The organism is Streptomyces sp. NPDC089919, assembly GCF_040684615.1.
GTDB lineage: Bacteria > Actinomycetota > Actinomycetes > Streptomycetales > Streptomycetaceae > Streptomyces.
This window is the reverse complement of record NZ_JBFBGK010000060.1, coordinates 1-16,996: the sequence shown is the minus strand read 5'-3', so window position 1 is coordinate 16,996 and position 16,996 is coordinate 1. Positions and strand designations below refer to the sequence as shown.

Below are 16,996 nucleotides of genomic sequence, written 5' to 3'. Positions count from 1 at the left end.
GCCCTCAGCCGGCTTCGGGGTCCGACCAGTCCTCGAATTTCACCACGTCCTTGAGGAACCCCCGCACGCCCAGGAACTGCGACAGGTGCTCGCGGTGCTCCTCGCAGGCCAGCCAGGTCTTGCGGCGCTCGGGCGTGTGCAGTTTCGGGTTGTTCCAGGCCAGCACCCAGACCGCCGCATCGCGGCAGCCCTTGGCGGAACAGGTGGGGACTTCGGTCTCGATAGGGGAGTTCACGCCTCAACCCTAAGAGAGAACATGACGACGCCGAGCAGCCACGGGGGGAGCTGCCCGGCGTCGGTCTGTCGCTCCGACGGGGGATGCGGAGCGCGTAGGCAGTATGTCACGCACGACCGGGTGCGGTGCACCGGAACTTCATGATTGATCTGAGCTTTTATTGAGGTTTCCGGTCCCGAGGGCCGGCCGCACCGGCGCCGGGATGAAGTTCGAGGGCAGCGAGGGGGTCGTCTCACGGCCCGCGTTCGCGATCACCACCGCCACGTACGGCAGCAGCGCACCCGCGATCAGCGTGACCACCGCGATGGGCCGCTGTACGTTCCACAACACCACCGTCGCGATCACCGACAGCGTGCGGATCCCCATGGAGATCACATAACGCCGCTGGCGGCCGCGCACGTCCTCGGCCAGACCCTGCCGGGCCCCGGTGATCCGGAAGACTCCGTCGTCCTTCCGCTTCCGCAGCACTGCACCCACCCCGCCTCGTCGCGCCGGACACTCCCTCGCCCGGACCCCTTCCACGGTACGCCCGGCTCCGCGCGCCGTTGAGGGCGGGGTCAGGCCAATGGCGGACGAGCCGGACGGGCGTCCCACATTCGGCGCTGTCCGACATGCGCCGTTCGCCCAGCCGGATGACACTGGGCGCACCTGCGCATCACGCGCTGCACGAGGAGGCGACATGAGTTGGTTGTGGGCGATCATCGTGGGTTTCGTGCTGGGACTGATAGCCCGGGCCATCCTCCCGGGCAAACAGCACCAGCCGCTCTGGCTCACCACGGTCTTCGGCATCATCGGCGGTGTCCTCGGGAACGCCGTCGCGACCTGGATCGGGGTCAATGACACCAAGGGCATCGACTGGATCCGCCACCTGCTCCAGCTGGCCGGCGCGGTCGCCGTGGTCGGCGTGGGCGACATGCTGTACCTGATGATGCGCGGCAACCGCCGCCAGACGACCTAGCGCGGCGCGGCCCGGGGCCGGGGCACCGGCATCCCGGGACGGCGAAGGGGCCGGCACGGACGCGTCGTCCGTGCCGGCCCCTCGGTGTGCCGGGGTGCCGCGGGTCAGCCGGTGACCTCGACCGCCGCCAGGTTCTTCTTGCCGCGGCGCAGTACCAGCCAGCGCCCGTGCAGCAGGTCCTCCTTGGCGGGCACCGCGTCCTCGGCGGTGATCTTGACGTTGTTCACGTACGCGCCGCCCTCCTTGACCGTGCGGCGGCCGGCCGACTTGCTGGCGACCAGGCCCGTCTCGGCGAAGAGGTCGGTCACCAGACCGGCCTCGGCCACCTGCGCCCGCGGCAGCTCGGAGAGGGCCGCCCGCAGGGTGGGCTCGTCCAGCTCGGCGAGCTCGCCCTGCCCGAACAGCGCCTTGGACGCGGCGATCACGGCGGCGCACTGGTCCGCGCCGTGCACCAGCGTGGTCAGCTCCTCCGCCAGCGCCCGCTGCGCGGCACGCGCCTGCGGCCGCTCGGCGGTCTGCGCCTCCAGCTCCTCCAGCTCCGCGCGGCTCTTGAAGGAGAGGATCCGCAGGTAGGTGGAGACGTCCCGGTCGTCGACGTTCAGCCAGAACTGGTAGAAGGCGTACGGCGTGGTCATCTCCGGGTCCAGCCAGACGGCCCCGCCCTCGGTCTTGCCGAACTTGGTGCCGTCCGCCTTGACCATCAGGGGCGTCGCCAGCGCGTGGACGTGCGCCTCCGGCTCCAGCTTGTGGATCAGGTCGAGCCCGGCCACCAGGTTGCCCCACTGGTCCGAGCCGCCCTGCTGGAGCGTGCAGCCGTACCGGCGGTACAGCTCGAGGAAGTCCATGCCCTGGAGGAGCTGGTAGCTGAACTCGGTGTAGCTGATGCCCTCCTGCGACTCCAGCCGGCGGGCGACCGAGTCCTTGGTGAGCATCTTGTTGACGCGGAAGTGCTTGCCGATGTCCCGCAGGAACTCGATGGCGGACAGGCCCGCCGTCCAGTCCAGGTTGTTGACCATGACCGCGGCGTTCTCGCCCTCGAAGGACAGGAACGGCTCGATCTGCGTCCGCAGCCGGGTCACCCAGTTCGCGACCGTCTCCGGGTCGTTCAGGGTGCGCTCGGCGCTGGGCCGCGGGTCGCCGATCTGCCCGGTGGCCCCGCCGACCAGCGCCAGCGGCCGGTGCCCGGCCTGCTGGAGCCGGCGGACGGTGAGCACCTGCACCAGGTGTCCCACGTGCAGCGAGGCCGCGGTCGGGTCGAAGCCGCAATAGAACGTGACGGGACCGTCCGCGAAGGCCTTGCGCAGCGCTTCTTCGTCCGTGGACTGGGCGAAGAGCCCACGCCACTTCAGTTCGTCGACGATGTCCGTCACGGTCTCTCGACTCCTTATTGCACGGTGAAGGGGCAGCGTGCGGGCTGCCCCGCCCAGTCTATGGGGGTCACACGCCCTTGCTGACCGAGCTCATGTTGAAATCGGGAATGCGCACGGGCGGCATCGCCGCCCGGGTGAACCAGTCGCTCCACTCGCGCGGCAGCGTCTGCTCGGTGCGCCCGGCCTCGGTGGCCCGGGAGAGCAGGTCGACCGGCGACTCGTTGAAGCGGAAGTTGTTCACCTCGCCCACCACCTCGCCGTTCTCCACCAGGTACACCCCGTCCCGGGTGAGGCCGGTGAGCAGCAGCGTGGCCGGGTCCACCTCGCGGATGTACCACAGGCAGGTGAGCAGCAGGCCCCGCTCGGTGGCCGCCACCATCTCGTCCAGGGACCGCTCGCCGCCCCCGTCCAGGATCAGGTTCCCCACCCCCGGGGAGTGCGGCAGGCCGGTCAGGGCAGCGGTGTGCCGGGTGGTGGTCAGGTGCGCCAGCTCGCCCGCGCGCATCCACTCCACCGCCGGCACCGGCAGGCCGTTGTCGAACACCGACGCGTCGTCGCCCGAGCTGTGCGCGATCACGAAGGGCGCCGACTCCAGCCCCGGGTGGTGCGGGTCGCTGCGCAGGGTCAGCGGCAGCTGCGACAGCCGCTCGCCCAGCCGGGTGCCGCCGCCGGGCTTGGCGAAGACCGTGCGGCCCTCCACGGCGTCCCGGGCCGCGGCCGACCACATCTGGTAGATCAGCAGGTCCGCCACCGCGGTGGGCGGCAGCAGCGTCTCGTACCGGCCGGCCGGCAGCTCGATCCGGCGCTCCGCCCAGCCCAGCCGCTTGGCCAGCTCGGCGTCCAGGGCCGCCGGGTCCACGTCCTTGAAGTCGCGGGTGGAGCGGCCGGCCCAGGCTGAGCGCTGCCTGTCGGGGGACTTCGCGTTCAGTTCGAGGGTGCCGTTGGGCTGGTCGTGACGCAGTCGCAGACCGGTCGAGGTGCCCAGGTACGTGGAGACCAGCTCGTGGTTGGCGAACCCGTACAGCTCCCGGCCGCCGGCCCGGGCCCGGGCGAAGGCCTCGCCAAGCGCCGGCGCGAAGTCGGCGAAGACGGCGGAGGAGGTCTCGGCCGGCGGCTCGGTGAAGTCCGCGGCCGGTGCCACGCCGCCGACCAGCGGCTGGGCGTCCTCGGCCGGGGCCGCGCCGCGCGCCGCCGCCTCGGCGGCCCGCACCAGCGGCTCCAGGTCCTCGGCGGTGACCGCCGACCGGGACACCACCCCCGAGGCGGTGCCCTCCTTGCCGTCCACCGTGGCGATCACCGTGAGGGTCCGGCCCCGGGTGACGCCGTTGGTGGTGAGGGCGTTGCCCGCCCAGCGGAGGTTGGCCGTGGACTCCTCGTCCGCGATCACCACGCAGCCGTCGGCGGTGGAGAGCTCCAGGGCCCGCTCGACGATCTCGTGGGGCTTCGTGCTCCGGGTCATCGGCCGGCCTCCTGCGTGGTGTTCAAGATGTTGACGCCGCGGAACAGCGCCGACGGACAGCCGTGCGAGACGGCCGCGACCTGGCCCGGCTGGGCCTTGCCGCAGTTGAAGGCACCGCCCAGGACGTAGGTCTGGGGGCCGCCGACGGCCTCCATCGAGCCCCAGAAGTCCGTGGTGGTCGCCTGGTACGCGACGTCGCGCAGCTGGCCCGCCAGCCGGCCGTTCTCGATCCGGAAGAAGCGCTGGCCGGTGAACTGGAAGTTGTAGCGCTGCATGTCGATCGACCAGGACCGGTCGCCGACCACGTAGATGCCCCGCTCCACGCCGCCGATCAGGTCCTCGGTCGACAGGCCGCCCGGGTCGGGCTGCAGCGAGACGTTCGCCATGCGCTGCACCGGGACGTGCCCGGGGGAGTCCGCGAAGGCGCAGCCGTTGGAGCGGCCCAGGCCGGTCAGCTTCGCGATCCGCCGGTCCAGCTGGTAGCCGACCAGGGTGCCGTCCTTGACCAGGTCCCAGCTCTGCGCCTCGACGCCCTCGTCGTCGTAGCCGACGGTGGCCAGGCCGTGCTCGGCGGTCCGGTCACCCGTCACGTTCATGATCGAGGAGCCGTACGCCAGCTTGCCCAGCTGGTCGAAGGTGGCGAAGGAGGTGCCCGCGTACGCCGCCTCGTAGCCCAGCGCCCGGTCCAGCTCGGTGGCGTGCCCGATGGACTCGTGGATGGTCAGCCACAGGTTGGAGGGGTCCACCACCAGGTCGTAGCGCCCGGCCTCGACGCTCGGCGCCCGCATCTTCTCCGCCAGCAGGGCGGGGATCTGCTCCAGCTCGGCGTTCCAGTCCCAGCCGGTGCCGGTCAGGTACTCCCAGCCCCGCCCGGCCGGGGGTGCGATGGTCCGCATCGAGTCGAACTCGCCGGTCTGCTCGTCCACCGCCACCGCGGTGAGCGAGGGGTGGATCCGCACCCGCTGCTGCGTGGTGACGGTGCCCGCGGTGTCCGCGTAGAACTTGTTCTCGTGCACGGCCAGCAGCGAGGCGTCCACGTGCGCCACGCCCTCGGCGGCCAGCAGCCGCGCGCTCCAGTCCGCCAGCAGCGCGGCCTTCTCCTCGTCCGGTACCGAGAAGGGGTCGACGTCGTACGCGGAGATCCAGGTGCGGTCGGCGTGCACCGGCTCGGGCGCCAGCTCCACCTTCTCGTCGGACCCCGCGGCCTTGATCACCTTCGCGGACAGCTGCGCCATCGCGACGGCCTGCGAGGCCACCCGCGCCGCACCGTCCATGGTCATGTCCACACCTGAGGCGAAGCCCCAGCTGCCGCCGTGCACGACCCGGACCGCGTATCCGAGGTCGGTGGTGTCCGAGGAGCCGGAGGGCTTGGCGTCGCGCAGCCGCCAGGAGGCGCTGCGGATCCGCTCGAGCCGGAAGTCGGCATGCTCGGAGCCCAGAGCGCGGGCCCTGGCGAGCGCCGCGTCGGCGAGCGCCCGCAGCGGCAGCGCCGTGAACGCCGCGTCGATGGAATGAGGCACGGATGTCTCCCTGTGGTCGGGACCGGTCGTCCAGATCATGTCGCGCGGGCGGCCGGAATGCCTACATCTTTCTGTAGGGACTCGACAGAGGTGGTCTCCATGCCCTGTCGAGGCTCGATTCTCCGGACGGTCGGCCGAACAGATAGGTTTTCCGGGACCAGACAGCTAGGGAAAGGGTGATCCGTTGAGCCGCTCGGTTCTCGTCACCGGAGGAAACCGGGGCATCGGCCTCGCCATCGCCCGTGCCTTCGCGGAGGCCGGCGACAAGGTCGCGATCACGTACCGCTCGGGTGAGCCGCCGCAGGAGCTGGCGGACCTCGGCGTGCTGCCGGTGCGCTGCGACATCACCGACTCCGAGCAGGTGGAGCAGGCCTACAAGGAGATCGAGGAGAAGCACGGCCCGGTCGAGGTGCTGGTGGCCAACGCCGGCATCACCAAGGACCAGCTGCTGATGCGCATGTCCGAGGACGACTTCACCTCGGTCCTCGACACCAACCTCACCGGCACCTTCCGCGTGGTCAAGCGCGCCAACCGCGGCATGCTGCGCGCCAAGAAGGGCCGCGTGGTCCTGATCTCCTCGGTGGTCGGCCTGCTCGGCTCCGCGGGCCAGGCGAACTACGCCGCCTCCAAGGCCGGCCTGGTCGGTTTCGCCCGGTCCCTCGCCCGCGAGCTCGGCTCGCGCAACATCACCTTCAACGTGGTCGCCCCCGGCTTCGTCGACACCGACATGACCGCGGTGCTCACCGACGAGCAGCGGGCCGGCATCGTCTCGCAGGTCCCGCTGGGCCGCTACGCGCAGCCCGCGGAGATCGCCGCGGCGGTCCGCTTCCTCGCGTCGGACGACGCCTCGTACATCACTGGAGCCGTCATTCCCGTTGACGGCGGATTGGGCATGGGTCACTGATCACCATGAGCGGAATTCTCGACGGCAAGAAGATCCTGGTCACCGGCGTGCTGATGGAGTCCTCCATCGCCTTCCACGTCGCCAAGCTGGCCCAGGAGCAGGGCGCCGAGGTCATCCTCACCGCTTTCCCCCGGCCCACCCTGACCGAGCGCATCGCCAAGAAGCTCCCCAAGCCCGTCAAGGTCATCGAGCTCGACGTCACCAACGACGAGCACCTGGCCCGCCTGGAGCAGGTCGTCCGCGACGAGCTGGGCGGCCTCGACGGCGTGGTCCACTCGATCGGCTTCGCCCCCCAGGACGCCCTCGGCGGCAACTTCCTGAACACCCCCTTCGAGTCGGTGGCCACCGCCATGCACGTCTCGGCCTTCTCCCTGAAGTCCCTGACCATGGCCTGCAAGCCGCTCTTCTCGACGGAGGGTGCGGCCGTGGTCGGCCTCACCTTCGACGCCCAGTACGCCTGGCCGCAGTACGACTGGATGGGCCCGGCCAAGGCCGCGCTGGAGGCCACCAGCCGCTACCTCGCCCGCGACCTGGGCAAGGAGAACATCCGCTGCAACCTGGTCTCGGCGGGTCCGATCGGTTCGATGGCCGCCAAGTCCATCCCCGGCTTCGGCGAGCTGGCGGACGTCTGGAACAGCCGCTCCATGCTGGAGTGGGACATGTCCGACCCGGAGCCGGCGGCCAAGGGCGTCGTGGCCCTGCTCTCCGACTGGTTCCCGAAGACCACGGGCGAGATCGTGCACGTCGACGGCGGCCTGCACGCCATGGGTGCCTGATACCCGCCGATCCGGTCCGTACGGGCTGAATCCGCACGCGCCACCACGGGGCCGCGTCTCTTCCGGAGGCGCGGCCTCCGGCTTTCCCGCAGACTGATCACGCCGGGACCGCCCCGGCCGGGGCTCGGGAGGTGCGGGGTGCGTCCGAGGCGAAGCCGGGTGGTGTCGCTGATGGTGTGCGCCGTCGCCCTGACCGGCCTCCTGATGCCCGGGGCCGCCGCGGACTCCGATGCCCTCGACCCGGCCGCCGGGGCCGCCGGTCGCCCGCCCGCCGCCGAGCTGCCCGCCGACCTGCCTGCGGACCTCCCCGCGGAGCTGGCCGAGGAGCCCCCGCTGCGGCCCGCCCGCGACCGGTCCGCCGAGCTCTTCGGCGCCGACTGCGACCTGGAGACCACCGGCTCGCACGTGGTCGCCAACTGCCACAACCCGTACCCCGACACCGACCTGGTCCGGCTGCACGTGGAGTGCGCCCGCTGGTGGGACGTGGACGGCGACACCGTGGCCGTCCCGGTCGGCCCGGCCGACCACGTCCAGCTGTCCAGCCGCTGCTGGAAAGAGGTCGGCTCGGCCTGGGTCAGCCACGAGCGCGGCTGACCGCGCGCCGGGGCGGCCGTCGTACGGAGATCAGTCCCGGGCCCGGCCCGGGGCCCCGCGCAGCCACTCGAAGGGGTAGCCCGCCGCCTCGGAGGCCGCCGCGTCCCCGTCGCCCCGCCGGATCGCCTCGACCAGCCGGGCATGGTCCATGTGGGTGTCCGGGGTCAGCTCGGTGCCGACGTCGTCGCGCAGCCAGTCCCGCAGCAGGTCGCCCAGGTCCGCGTACAGCCCCATCAGGACGTCGTTGTGCGAGGCCGCGACCACCGCCATGTGCAGGCTCACGTCCGCGGCGACGAAGAGCTCCGCGTCCCCGGACCCCCAGGCCTCCTCGCGCCGGGCCAGCAGCGCGTCCAGCTGGGCCAGGTCCCGCTCGGTGCGCCGCTCGGCGGCCAGTCGGGCGGCCGAGGACTCCAGCGTGGACCGCAGCTCGGCCACGTGCCGCGGGTCGGCGTCCGCGAACCGGCGGTGCATCACGCCGGCCAGCTCGCTGGTGGCCAGGACGTAGGTGCCCGAGCCCTGGCGGATGTCCAGCAGGCCGTTGTGCGCCAGCGCCCGGACCGCCTCGCGGATCGTGTTGCGGGCCACCCCCAGCAGCTCGACCAGCTCCGGCTCGGTGGGGATGCGCGAGCCCACCGGCCACTCCCCGCCGGTGATCTGGTTCCTCAGCTGGGCGATCACCTGGTCGACGAGGGCGGAGCGCCGGGGTGAGGTCAGCGGCATGGACTCTCCTGGATCGGGGGTGTGCTCGGCACCGAACTATCGCACCTGTGGTCGGAAGACTGGACAACCAATCATCCCATGAATCTATAGTGGGTCCCATGCACGAGGAACCCACCCGAGCCGGGACGACGGCGGCACCGGCCCCCGTCCGCACCCTCACCCGCCCCGCCGCCCCCGCCCCGCGCGCCGAGCGGGCCCCCGAACGCGAAGCCCCCGGCTGGCTCGGACCGCTGCTCGTCGTCGCGATCGTGCTCGCGGCCCTCAACCTCCGCCCGGCCATCACCAGCCTCGGCGCCCTGCTCGAGGAGACCCGTACCGGCCTCGGCATGAGCGGCACCGTCGCGGGCCTGCTCACCTCCATGCCGGCGCTGTGCTTCGCCGTCTTCGGCGTGACCGCGCCCCGCCTCTCCCGCCGCTTCGGCCCCGCCGCGGTGGTCTGCGCCGGCATGGCCGCGATCGCCGCCGGCATGCTCCTGCGCCCCTTCGCGAGCGGCACCCTCGGCTTCCTCGCCGCCAGCGCCCTCTCCCTGGCCGGCATCGCGCTCACCAACGTGCTGCTCCCGGTGATCGTCAAGCGCTGGTTCCCGGGCCGGGTCGGCACCATGACCGGCCTCTACTCCATGGCCCTGGCCGTCGGCACCTCACTGGCCGCCGCCGCCACCGTCCCCATGACCCAGGCGCTCGGCGGCAGTTGGCGCACCGGCCTGCTCATCTGGGCGGTGCTCGCGCTGGCCGCCGTACTGCCCTGGCTGCTGGTGGCCCGCGAGGCCCGCCGGGACCGCGCCGCCGCCGGCTCGCAGGGCGCGCCCACCGCCCCCGACGCCGGCCCCCGGGTCGCCCGCAGCCGCACCGCCTGGGCCCTGGGCGGCTACTTCGGCCTCCAGGCCACCGGCGCGTACGTGACCATGGGCTGGATGCCGCAGATCTTCCGCGACGCCGGGGTCTCGGCCTCCACGGCCGGGGTGCTCCTCGCGGTCACCATGGTCATGGGCGTCCCGCTGGCCTTCGTGATCCCGCGGCTGGCCGGCGCCGTCCGCAACCAGGGCGTCATCGTGCTGGGCCTCGGCCTCTTCGGCCTCACCGGATATGCCGGCCTCTACCTCGCCCCCGCTGGCGGTGCCTGGGTCTGGGCGGTCCTGCTCGGCGTCTCGAACTGCGCCTTCCCGCTCGCCATCACGATGATCGGACTGCGCGCCCGGTCCGCCGCGGGCGTGGCCAAGCTGTCGGCCTTCGCGCAGAGCACCGGCTACCTCATCTCGCTGCCCGGCCCGCTGCTGATCGGCATCCTCTACCAGCACACCGGCGGCTGGGACCTGCCGCTGGCCCTCATGGCCGGCCTGATGCTGCCGCAGATGGTGGTCGGCTGGCTGGCCGGCCGGGACCGGACGATCGAAGACGAATGCCGCATGGGAGACTGACCCCATGCCCGTTCTCGAACCGAACCCCCAGAACAGCCGCAAGAAGCTGCTGCTCATCCTCGGCGCCATGCTCGGCGTGACCGTGGTCGTCGCGATCATCGCGACCCTCGCCTCCCCCTGAGGTGGGGTTAACCCCCCGTCCCCTAGGGGGTAGAGCTCAGGGTCAAGTGGGTGGATCACCTGATGGGAGCCGCCGCCTCGAATCCCTAGATTCGAAGCAGACGGAACACCCAGCCGATCACCCACGGAGGCGGTCATGTCGGCCCCCATCCAGACCCGGTCCACCCGCCGGTACACCGCGCACACCCCGGGCGGCGCCGAGACCCGGCTGCGCTGGTGGGGCCTGATCCTGCCCGCCCTCGCCTTCACGGCCCTGCTGCTGCTCCTGTCCGGACCCGGCGCGGCCCAGGCGCACGCCGCGACCGGCGGTGCCACCGGCCTGGCCGGGCTCTTCGAGCAGTTCCTGCGCATCCTGTCCTGACCCCGCGCCCCCGCACCGCCCCCGGCGGCCGGCCCGGCCGGCGGCCGCGCACCGGCCCGCCCCCGCCCACCGCGCGCGGACCCCGCCGCTGGGCCGCGTCGTGTTCACCCGGTACGCGCGCCCCCGCCCACCGCGCACGGACCCCGCAGGACACGCGCCGGAGCACGCCCGCACCGGTCGGGTGAGCCCGTCAACACCCTGCGCCCCGTGGCTCATTTCATGCGAAGCTGGGACCCATGAGCGCCGACACACCCCGCAGGATCGTCCTCCTCCGGCACGCGAAGGCCGACTGGCCGCAGGTGTCCGACCACGACCGGCCGCTGGCCGAGCGGGGCCGGAAGGACGCCCCGGCCGTCGGGCTGAAGCTGGCCGAAACCGGCATCACCTTCGACCTGGCCCTCTGCTCCACCGCCGCCCGGACCCGCGAGACCTGGAAGCTCGCCGTCCAGGAACTCCCGCACCGGCCCAAGACCCTCTACGAGGAGCGGCTGTACGAAGCCTCCCTCGGCGAGCTGATCGCCCTGCTCAACGAAACCCCGGACGACGTCGCCGACCTCCTCGTGATCGGCCACAACCCGGGCATGCACGCCCTGGCCGACGCCCTCTCCGGACGCGCCGAGGGGGACACCCTCCAGCGCATGGCCCGCAGCGGCTTCCCGGCCGCCGCGGTGGCCGTGGTCGGCTTCAGCGGCACCTGGAAGTCCGTGGAGCACGGCGTCGGCACCCTGCTGGACTTCTGGGTCCCGCAGCACTGACACCCCGGCCCGCGGGGCCGAGACGCGAAGGGCCCCCGGCCGTCGGCCGGGGGCCCTTCGCCGCTGTCACGGCTCAGTCGATGTCGGCGGCCTCGACCTCTTCACGGGTGATGCCCAGCAGGTACAGCACGGTGTCCAGGAACGGCACGTTCACCGCCGTGTGCGCGGCCTCCCGGACCACCGGCTTCGCGCAGAAGGCCACGCCCAGCCCGGCGGCGTTCAGCATGTCCAGGTCGTTCGCGCCGTCGCCGATGGCCACCGTCTGCGCCAGCGGCACCCCGGCCTCCTCGGCGAACCGGCGCAGCAGCCGCGCCTTGCCGGCCCGGTCCACGATCTCCCCGGTCACCCGGCCGGTCAGCTTGCCGTCGACGATCTCCAGCGTGTTCGCCGAGGCGAAGTCCAGCCCCAGCCGCTCCTGCAGATCGTCCGTCACCTGCGTGAAACCGCCGGAGACCACGCCGACCTGGAAGCCGAGCCGCTTCAGGGTCCGGATCAGGGTGCGGGCGCCGGGGGTCAGCCGCACCTCGGCGCGCACCTTGTCGACCACCGAGGCGTCCAGCCCGGCCAGCAGCGCCACCCGGGCGTGCAGCGACTGCTCGAAGTCCAGCTCCCCGCGCATCGCCTGCGCGGTGACCTCGGCGACCTTGTCCTCGCAGCCCGCGTGCGCCGCGAACAGCTCGATGACCTCGTCCTGGATCAGGGTCGAGTCCACGTCCATCACCACCAGGCGCTGCGCCCGGCGGTGCAGCCCTGCGGAGACCACCGCGACGTCCACGCCGATCCGGGCGCCCTCTATGGCCAGCGCGGTGCGCAGCGGCTCGGTCTCGGTGCCCGAGACGGCGAACTCCACCGCCGTCACGGGGTACTTCGCGAGCCGGAAGATGCGGTCGATGTTGCCGCCCACCGAGGTGATCTTCGCGGCGACCGCCGCGGTGGACTCGGCGGTCAGCGGGTGCCCCAGCACGGTCACGTGGGAACGGCCGCTGCCGCGCGGCCGGTTGTCACCGGTACCGGAGATGATCTCGGCCTGGAGCCGCAGCGACTCGGCCCAGCTGTGCACGGTCGCCCGCAGCTCCCCGTCGAGGGTGGAGCCGGGGGCGGTGACCAGGGCGCACAGCACGATGCGGCCGCGGGTGACGACCTGCTCGATGTCGACGACATCGACGGAGTACGCGGCGAGGGTGTCGAACAGCCCGGCGGTGATCCCGGGACGGTCCTTGCCGAAGATCTTGACGAGGAGGGTGGGGACGTCGGAGGTCTGCGAAGCACTCATGGTGCCCTCACCGTATCGTCCTGCCCACGATGTGGCGCCCCCCGTCCCATCTCCCGGACGAAAACGCCCCTACCTGCGGTCTTCCGGTGGCCGCCGGGGAGCGGGCGGGGGTCCGGGCGGCGGCGGGGGAGTGAACGGCTCGGCTGCGGGCCGCCGCGGCCGGGGCGGGGGCGGCGGGACCCCCGCGATCGTCTCCTCGGCCTCCCGGCCACCGCCCCCGCCCCGCCGGGGCCCCCACGGGGACGGCCCCGCGAGGGTCGCGTCCCCGGACACGTCCCGTCCGTACCCGGCCCCCGGACCGGGCTCCCGCCCCGGCGGCCCGTCCCGGTACGGGTTCACCCGCGGCACCCCCGGCGGCGGCGAGGGCGTGTAGGGCCCCGGCGAGGGCCCGTACGCCCCGGCCGGACCCGCCACCGGTACCGGCGCCCAGCGCCAGGCCGCCAGGGCGCCCGCCCCGCCCAGCAGCGCCCCCCAGCCCGCCCCCAGCAGCGCCGCCGGGACCGGCCGGCCGTGCAGCTCCAGCGACGCCCCGAAGGCGTCGATCCCCAGCACGGACAGCGACGCGCGCACCGACACCCCCGTCAGCCGCACCAGCAGCGGCAGCGCCACCGCCCACACCGCGGCCGCCCGCACCGCGGCCCGCAGCGCGAACGCCCCCGGCCCGGCCGTCCGGGGCATCCGCACCCCCGCCAGCACCCCGCCGTACACCACCGCCAGCAGCACCGCGGCCACCAGCAGCCAGACCCGCCCGTCGTACCCCGCCAGCCGCGCCACCGTCACCGGCTCCCCGGCCGAGCCCCCCAGCAGCTCGCCCATCGGATCCGGCAGCAGCCCCGCCGCCGACCCGCCGACCCGGCCGTCGAACGGCACCAGCAGCCCCAGCGGCACCGCCGACCAGGCGCCGTTCGGCGCCCCGAGCAGCGCCGCGCCCAGGATCCGCCGCGGATGCTCGTCACCGGCCGCCGCCCACCCGGCGGCGGCCAGCGCGGCCGCCACCGTCACCAGCAGCACCGCCACCACCGCGGAGACGGCCGGCCGCAGCGCCCCGAGCCACCGCCCGGCCGCCGTCCGGCGCCCGGCGCACACCGCGACCAGCAGCACCCCCGCCGCCCAGAGCCCGGCCGCCAGGAGCGTGGGGGCGGCCCGCACGGTGAAGCCCACCCGCGCCCGGGCCTCGACCAGGTCCCCGACCCGGTCCGGCAGCAGCCCCCCGAGACCGCCCAGGTCCCCGAGCCCCGGCACCGCCGGCCCGCCGTCCCCGCTCCCGCCGCCGGGCAGCCGTACCCCGTCCAGCGTGACCGCGTCGTGCCCCAGCCAGACCAGGCCCCCCGCCATCGCCACGAACAGCACCACCACCGCCGCACCCCGCACCGCGAGTTGGCGGCCGTCCCCGCCGTACCACCGCACCGAGCGCAGGAAGACGACGGCCAGCGCCAGCGCCCCCGCCAGGGACACCCCCAGTGGCGCGATGTCGACGGCGCCCGAGGCCGCCGGCCCCGACAGGCCGAAGGCCGACACGTCCCCCGACGGGGTCACCGCACCCCCAACGGCCAGCACCACCGCGGCCGCTGTCATCGCCCCCAGCGAACCACCGGCCGCATCCGCCCCCAGCAGGTGCAGCCCGGCCGCCGCCACCGCGGCCATCGCCGCCAACGCCCAGCTCACCGCCGCGACGGCGGTCAGCAGCACCTCCGCCCACCGCACCGGCGCCCGGTGCCCCCGCGCCCCACCGGGCCCCTGCGTCGTCCGCCGCCCCGAGGACCTCATGCCCGGACCCCCCGATTCGTACCGAGTCATCACGGATCTCCCCGGTGCATATGATCCGTACGCACTCGGCGGGGCCCGGATTCCACTTCTGTGCGCGGGCCTGAAATAGTTCCCCCCGAAGTTCGCCATCCCTAGACTCCCTGCCGTCAGGGGGAAATCGGGGGACAACAAGTGGGGCGTGGAGTGCCGGAACTCGTACTGGAATTGAACGGAAGGACCTGGGCCCTCGATCCGTCCAGGTCGTACACCCTGGGTCGTGACCCCCAGGGCGACGTGGTGATCGACGACGCCCGCGTCTCGTGGCGGCACGCCACCATCAGCTGGACCGGCCGCGGCTGGGCCCTCGAGGACCACGGCAGCACCAACGGCACCTACCTGCAGGGCCAGCGGGTGCAGCGCGCCGACCTCGGCGCCGGGACCGTGGTCCACCTCGGCAACGCCACCGACGGCCCGCGGCTGAACCTGTCGGCCGCCGCCGTCGCGGCCGCGCCGACGGCCCATGCCCAGCAGGGCGCACCGGTCTGGCCCGGCCAGGCCGCCGACGGGCAGCCGCAGTACGCCCAGCAGGCCCCGCCCCAGGTCCCGCAGCAGCAGGGCCACCAGGGCGGCGGGCGGCCGGGTGCGGCCCCCGTCTACGGCGACCGCAGCCCGACCACCTTCCACCACATCGACGTCGGCCGCGTCATGCGCATCGGCCGTGCGCTCGACAACGAACTCGTGGTCTCCGACCTCCAGGTCTCCCGCCACCACGCCGAGTTCCGCTCGGCCGGCGGCCGGTTCGAGATCAAGGACCTGGGCAGCCACAACGGCACCTACGTCAACGGCCAGCCGCTCGCCAAGTCCGGCACCGCGACCCTGGGCCCGAACGACATCGTCGGCGTCGGCCACTCGACCTTCCGGATCGTCGGCGACCAGCTCGAGGAGTTCGTCGACACCGGCGAGGTGTCCTTCTCGGCCCGCCACCTCACGGTCACCGTCGACGGCGGCAAGCAGATCCTCAAGGACGTCTCCTTCGGCGTCCCCGAGAAGTCGCTGATCGCCGTGATCGGCCCGTCCGGCTCCGGCAAGTCCACCCTCCTCAAGGCGCTCACCGGCTACCGGCCCGCCAACGAGGGCGACGTCCTCTACGACAACCGGAACCTCTACAAGCAGTTCGCCGAGCTGCGCCAGCGCATCGGTCTGGTCCCGCAGGACGACATCCTGCACAAGGAGCTGACCGTCCGCACCGCCCTCAAGTACGCGGCCAAGCTCCGCTTCCCCGGCGACACCGCCGACGAGGAGCGCAACGCCCGCATCGACGAGGTGCTGCGCGAGCTCAAGCTCGACATCCACAAGGACAAGAAGATCACCTCGCTCTCGGGCGGTCAGCGCAAGCGCGTGTCCGTCGCCCTGGAGCTGCTGACCAAGCCGTCGCTGATCTTCCTCGACGAGCCCACCTCCGGCCTCGACCCGGGCATGGACCGGGACGTCATGCAGCTGCTGCGCGGCCTCGCCGACGACGGCCGCACCGTCCTGGTCGTCACGCACTCGGTGGCCGAGCTGGCCATCTGCGACAAGCTGCTGGTCATGGCGCCCGGCGGCGCGGTCGCGTACTTCGGCCCGCCGGCCGAGGCGCTGAACTTCTTCGGCTACCAGACCTGGGCCGACGTGTTCTCCGCCTTCGAGAACTACCGCGACTACGACTGGGCCGGCCGCTGGAAGGGTTCCCAGCACTACCAGATGTACGCCGCGGACATCGACGCCGTCGCCCCGCAGTCCGTCTCGATGCCGCCCGCGCAGCAGATGCGGCCGCCCAAGCCGCAGGCCTGGGGCGCGCAGCTGTTCACCCTGATGCGCCGCTACGTCTCGGTGATCGCCTCGGACAAGGGCTTCATGGGCCTGATGCTGATCCTGCCGGCCGTGCTGGGCGTGGTCTCCACGGTCATCCCGGCCGACTTCGGCCTCGCGCCGCCGACCGGCAAGTCCCGCTTCAACGGCGACGCCGGCACGATCATGCTGATCCTCGCGGTGGGCATGTGCTTCTCCGGCGCCGCCAACTCCGTCCGAGAGCTGATCAAGGAACGGGTCATCTACGAGCGGGAGCGCGCCACCGGCCTGTCCCGCTCCGCGTACCTCATGTCCAAGGTGATCGTCCTCGGCGTGATCACGGCCATCCAGGGCGTGATCATCTGCGGCATCGGCTTCGCCACCCGCCAGCTGCCCGCCGAGGGCCTGATCTTCCCGCCCGCCGCCGAGCTGTGCATCGCGATCATCGCGCTGGGCTTCACCTCGATGATGTTCGGCCTGGTGATCTCCTCGCTGGTGAAGACCGCCGAGAAGACCATGCCCCTGCTGGTCATGTTCGCGATCGTCCAGGTCGTGTTCACCGGCATCCTCTTCCAGGTGTACGACTCCCCGGGCCTGGAGCAGTTCGCCTGGCTGATGCCCTCCCGCTGGGCCATCGGCGCCGCCGGCACCACCCTGGACCTCGGCCACCTCATGCCGCCGTGGGACCACGACAACCCGGGCAACACCGACCCGCTGTGGGAGGCCACCGCCGGGCAGTGGACCTTCGACGTCGCCGTCCTGCTGCTCATCGGCATCGCCTGCGGCTTCGCCGTGGCGCGCCTGCTGCGCCGCCACGAGCCCGAGGTCATGCGCAAGTAGCCCGGCCGCCGGCCCGGCCCGGTACGCACGAAACGCCGCGGGGCGGCACCCGGAAGTCCGGGTGCCGCCAGTCCGTCCTGCGCCGAGCGGGTCCCGGCGAACCGGGGGGCCAGCGCGAGC

General features: G+C 72.9%; 17 protein-coding genes. 9 read left to right on the top strand and 8 right to left on the bottom strand.

The annotated features are described in order from the left end of the window. Positions 1-4 precede the first annotated feature (4 nt). Entirely contained in the window at positions 5-235 is a 231-nt protein-coding gene (locus AB0O40_RS22925) for a hypothetical protein (protein ID WP_365044686.1), read from the bottom strand. 138 nt (positions 236-373) lie between these two features. Next, a complete protein-coding gene (locus AB0O40_RS22920; RefSeq protein WP_365044776.1) occupies positions 374-700 on the bottom strand; it encodes a DUF3099 domain-containing protein in 327 nt (108 codons plus the stop codon). A 214-nt stretch (positions 701-914) separates the two neighbouring features. On the opposite strand from AB0O40_RS22920, the gene AB0O40_RS22915 reads away from it, so the two are divergent. Continuing rightward, positions 915-1,193, top strand: a complete 279-nt coding sequence (locus AB0O40_RS22915) for a GlsB/YeaQ/YmgE family stress response membrane protein (RefSeq protein WP_365044683.1) — start codon at positions 915-917, stop codon at positions 1,191-1,193. A gap of 104 nt (positions 1,194-1,297) precedes the next feature. Here the strand turns inward: AB0O40_RS22915 and tyrS are convergent, their stop codons facing one another. The 3 genes from tyrS to AB0O40_RS22900 all read right to left on the bottom strand — a co-directional run bounded on the left by tyrS (position 1,298) and on the right by AB0O40_RS22900 (position 5,542). After that, positions 1,298-2,563 carry a tyrosine--tRNA ligase gene (tyrS, locus tag AB0O40_RS22910; RefSeq protein ID WP_365044680.1) on the bottom strand — a complete coding sequence of 422 codons (1,266 nt, stop codon included), beginning with the start codon at positions 2,561-2,563 and terminating at the stop codon, positions 1,298-1,300. A gap of 67 nt (positions 2,564-2,630) precedes the next feature. After that, positions 2,631-4,022 (bottom strand): metallopeptidase TldD-related protein, encoded by a 1,392-nt coding sequence (locus AB0O40_RS22905; RefSeq protein ID WP_365044677.1) that lies wholly within the window; start codon positions 4,020-4,022, stop codon positions 2,631-2,633. Further along, the gene (locus tag AB0O40_RS22900) at positions 4,019-5,542 is read right to left on the bottom strand and encodes a TldD/PmbA family protein (RefSeq protein WP_365044674.1); all 1,524 of its coding nucleotides are present in this window, start codon (positions 5,540-5,542) and stop codon (positions 4,019-4,021) included. Before AB0O40_RS22900 ends, AB0O40_RS22905 begins: the two co-directional genes overlap by 4 nt. 184 nt (positions 5,543-5,726) lie before the next feature. Between AB0O40_RS22900 and fabG the strand changes: the two genes are divergently transcribed. From fabG to AB0O40_RS22885, 3 genes are all read left to right on the top strand, one after another. After that, positions 5,727-6,446 carry a 3-oxoacyl-[acyl-carrier-protein] reductase gene (fabG, locus tag AB0O40_RS22895; protein ID WP_365044671.1) on the top strand — a complete coding sequence of 240 codons (720 nt, stop codon included), beginning with the start codon at positions 5,727-5,729 and terminating at the stop codon, positions 6,444-6,446. 5 nt (positions 6,447-6,451) lie between these two features. Beyond that, positions 6,452-7,222: an enoyl-ACP reductase FabI gene (gene fabI, locus AB0O40_RS22890; protein WP_365044668.1), complete on the top strand. Its 771-nt coding sequence runs from the start codon at positions 6,452-6,454 to the stop codon at positions 7,220-7,222. Positions 7,223-7,360: 138 nt separating this feature from the next. Next, complete coding sequence (locus AB0O40_RS22885) at positions 7,361-7,816, top strand: hypothetical protein (protein ID WP_365044665.1); 456 nt, start codon at positions 7,361-7,363, stop codon at positions 7,814-7,816. A gap of 30 nt (positions 7,817-7,846) precedes the next feature. Here the strand turns inward: AB0O40_RS22885 and AB0O40_RS22880 are convergent, their stop codons facing one another. Beyond that, positions 7,847-8,536 (bottom strand): FadR/GntR family transcriptional regulator, encoded by a 690-nt coding sequence (locus AB0O40_RS22880; RefSeq protein ID WP_365044662.1) that lies wholly within the window; start codon positions 8,534-8,536, stop codon positions 7,847-7,849. Between the two features lie 98 nt (positions 8,537-8,634). Between AB0O40_RS22880 and AB0O40_RS22875 the strand changes: the two genes are divergently transcribed. The 4 genes from AB0O40_RS22875 to AB0O40_RS22860 all read left to right on the top strand — a co-directional run bounded on the left by AB0O40_RS22875 (position 8,635) and on the right by AB0O40_RS22860 (position 11,190). Continuing rightward, a complete protein-coding gene (locus AB0O40_RS22875) occupies positions 8,635-9,954 on the top strand; it encodes an MFS transporter (RefSeq protein WP_365044659.1) in 1,320 nt (439 codons plus the stop codon). A gap of 4 nt (positions 9,955-9,958) precedes the next feature. Continuing rightward, on the top strand, positions 9,959-10,075 hold the full coding sequence (locus tag AB0O40_RS22870; RefSeq protein ID WP_365044656.1) for an SGM_5486 family transporter-associated protein: 117 nt from the start codon (positions 9,959-9,961) through the stop codon (positions 10,073-10,075). Between the two features lie 135 nt (positions 10,076-10,210). Continuing rightward, positions 10,211-10,435 carry a hypothetical protein gene (locus AB0O40_RS22865; RefSeq protein WP_365044653.1) on the top strand — a complete coding sequence of 75 codons (225 nt, stop codon included), beginning with the start codon at positions 10,211-10,213 and terminating at the stop codon, positions 10,433-10,435. A 236-nt stretch (positions 10,436-10,671) separates the two neighbouring features. Further along, complete coding sequence (locus AB0O40_RS22860) at positions 10,672-11,190, top strand: histidine phosphatase family protein (RefSeq protein ID WP_365044650.1); 519 nt, start codon at positions 10,672-10,674, stop codon at positions 11,188-11,190. A gap of 73 nt (positions 11,191-11,263) precedes the next feature. Here AB0O40_RS22860 and serB read toward each other — a convergent pair whose 3' ends face one another. Both serB and AB0O40_RS22850 read right to left on the bottom strand, forming a co-directional pair. Beyond that, positions 11,264-12,463: a phosphoserine phosphatase SerB gene (gene serB / locus AB0O40_RS22855; RefSeq protein WP_365044647.1), complete on the bottom strand. Its 1,200-nt coding sequence runs from the start codon at positions 12,461-12,463 to the stop codon at positions 11,264-11,266. 69 nt (positions 12,464-12,532) lie between these two features. Next, complete coding sequence (locus tag AB0O40_RS22850; protein WP_365044644.1) at positions 12,533-14,152, bottom strand: streptophobe family protein; 1,620 nt, start codon at positions 14,150-14,152, stop codon at positions 12,533-12,535. 249 nt (positions 14,153-14,401) lie between these two features. On the opposite strand from AB0O40_RS22850, the gene AB0O40_RS22845 reads away from it, so the two are divergent. Continuing rightward, positions 14,402-16,876 carry an FHA domain-containing protein gene (locus tag AB0O40_RS22845; RefSeq protein ID WP_365044641.1) on the top strand — a complete coding sequence of 825 codons (2,475 nt, stop codon included), beginning with the start codon at positions 14,402-14,404 and terminating at the stop codon, positions 16,874-16,876. Positions 16,877-16,996 lie beyond the last annotated feature (120 nt).

What these genes read in the sequence shown, in the direction of transcription:
- AB0O40_RS22880 (WP_365044662.1), bottom strand. Translation starts at nt 8,536, where the DNA reads ATGCCGCTGACCTCACCCCGGCGCTCCGCCCTCGTCGACCAGGTGATC.
- fabI (WP_365044668.1), top strand. Translation starts at nt 6,452, where the DNA reads ATGAGCGGAATTCTCGACGGCAAGAAGATCCTGGTCACCGGCGTGCTG.
- AB0O40_RS22875 (WP_365044659.1), top strand. Translation starts at nt 8,635, where the DNA reads ATGCACGAGGAACCCACCCGAGCCGGGACGACGGCGGCACCGGCCCCC.
- serB (WP_365044647.1), bottom strand. Translation starts at nt 12,463, where the DNA reads ATGAGTGCTTCGCAGACCTCCGACGTCCCCACCCTCCTCGTCAAGATC.
- AB0O40_RS22870 (WP_365044656.1), top strand. Translation starts at nt 9,959, where the DNA reads ATGCCCGTTCTCGAACCGAACCCCCAGAACAGCCGCAAGAAGCTGCTG.
- AB0O40_RS22905 (WP_365044677.1), bottom strand. Translation starts at nt 4,022, where the DNA reads ATGACCCGGAGCACGAAGCCCCACGAGATCGTCGAGCGGGCCCTGGAG.
- AB0O40_RS22860 (WP_365044650.1), top strand. Translation starts at nt 10,672, where the DNA reads ATGAGCGCCGACACACCCCGCAGGATCGTCCTCCTCCGGCACGCGAAG.
- AB0O40_RS22915 (WP_365044683.1), top strand. Translation starts at nt 915, where the DNA reads ATGAGTTGGTTGTGGGCGATCATCGTGGGTTTCGTGCTGGGACTGATA.
- AB0O40_RS22865 (WP_365044653.1), top strand. Translation starts at nt 10,211, where the DNA reads ATGTCGGCCCCCATCCAGACCCGGTCCACCCGCCGGTACACCGCGCAC.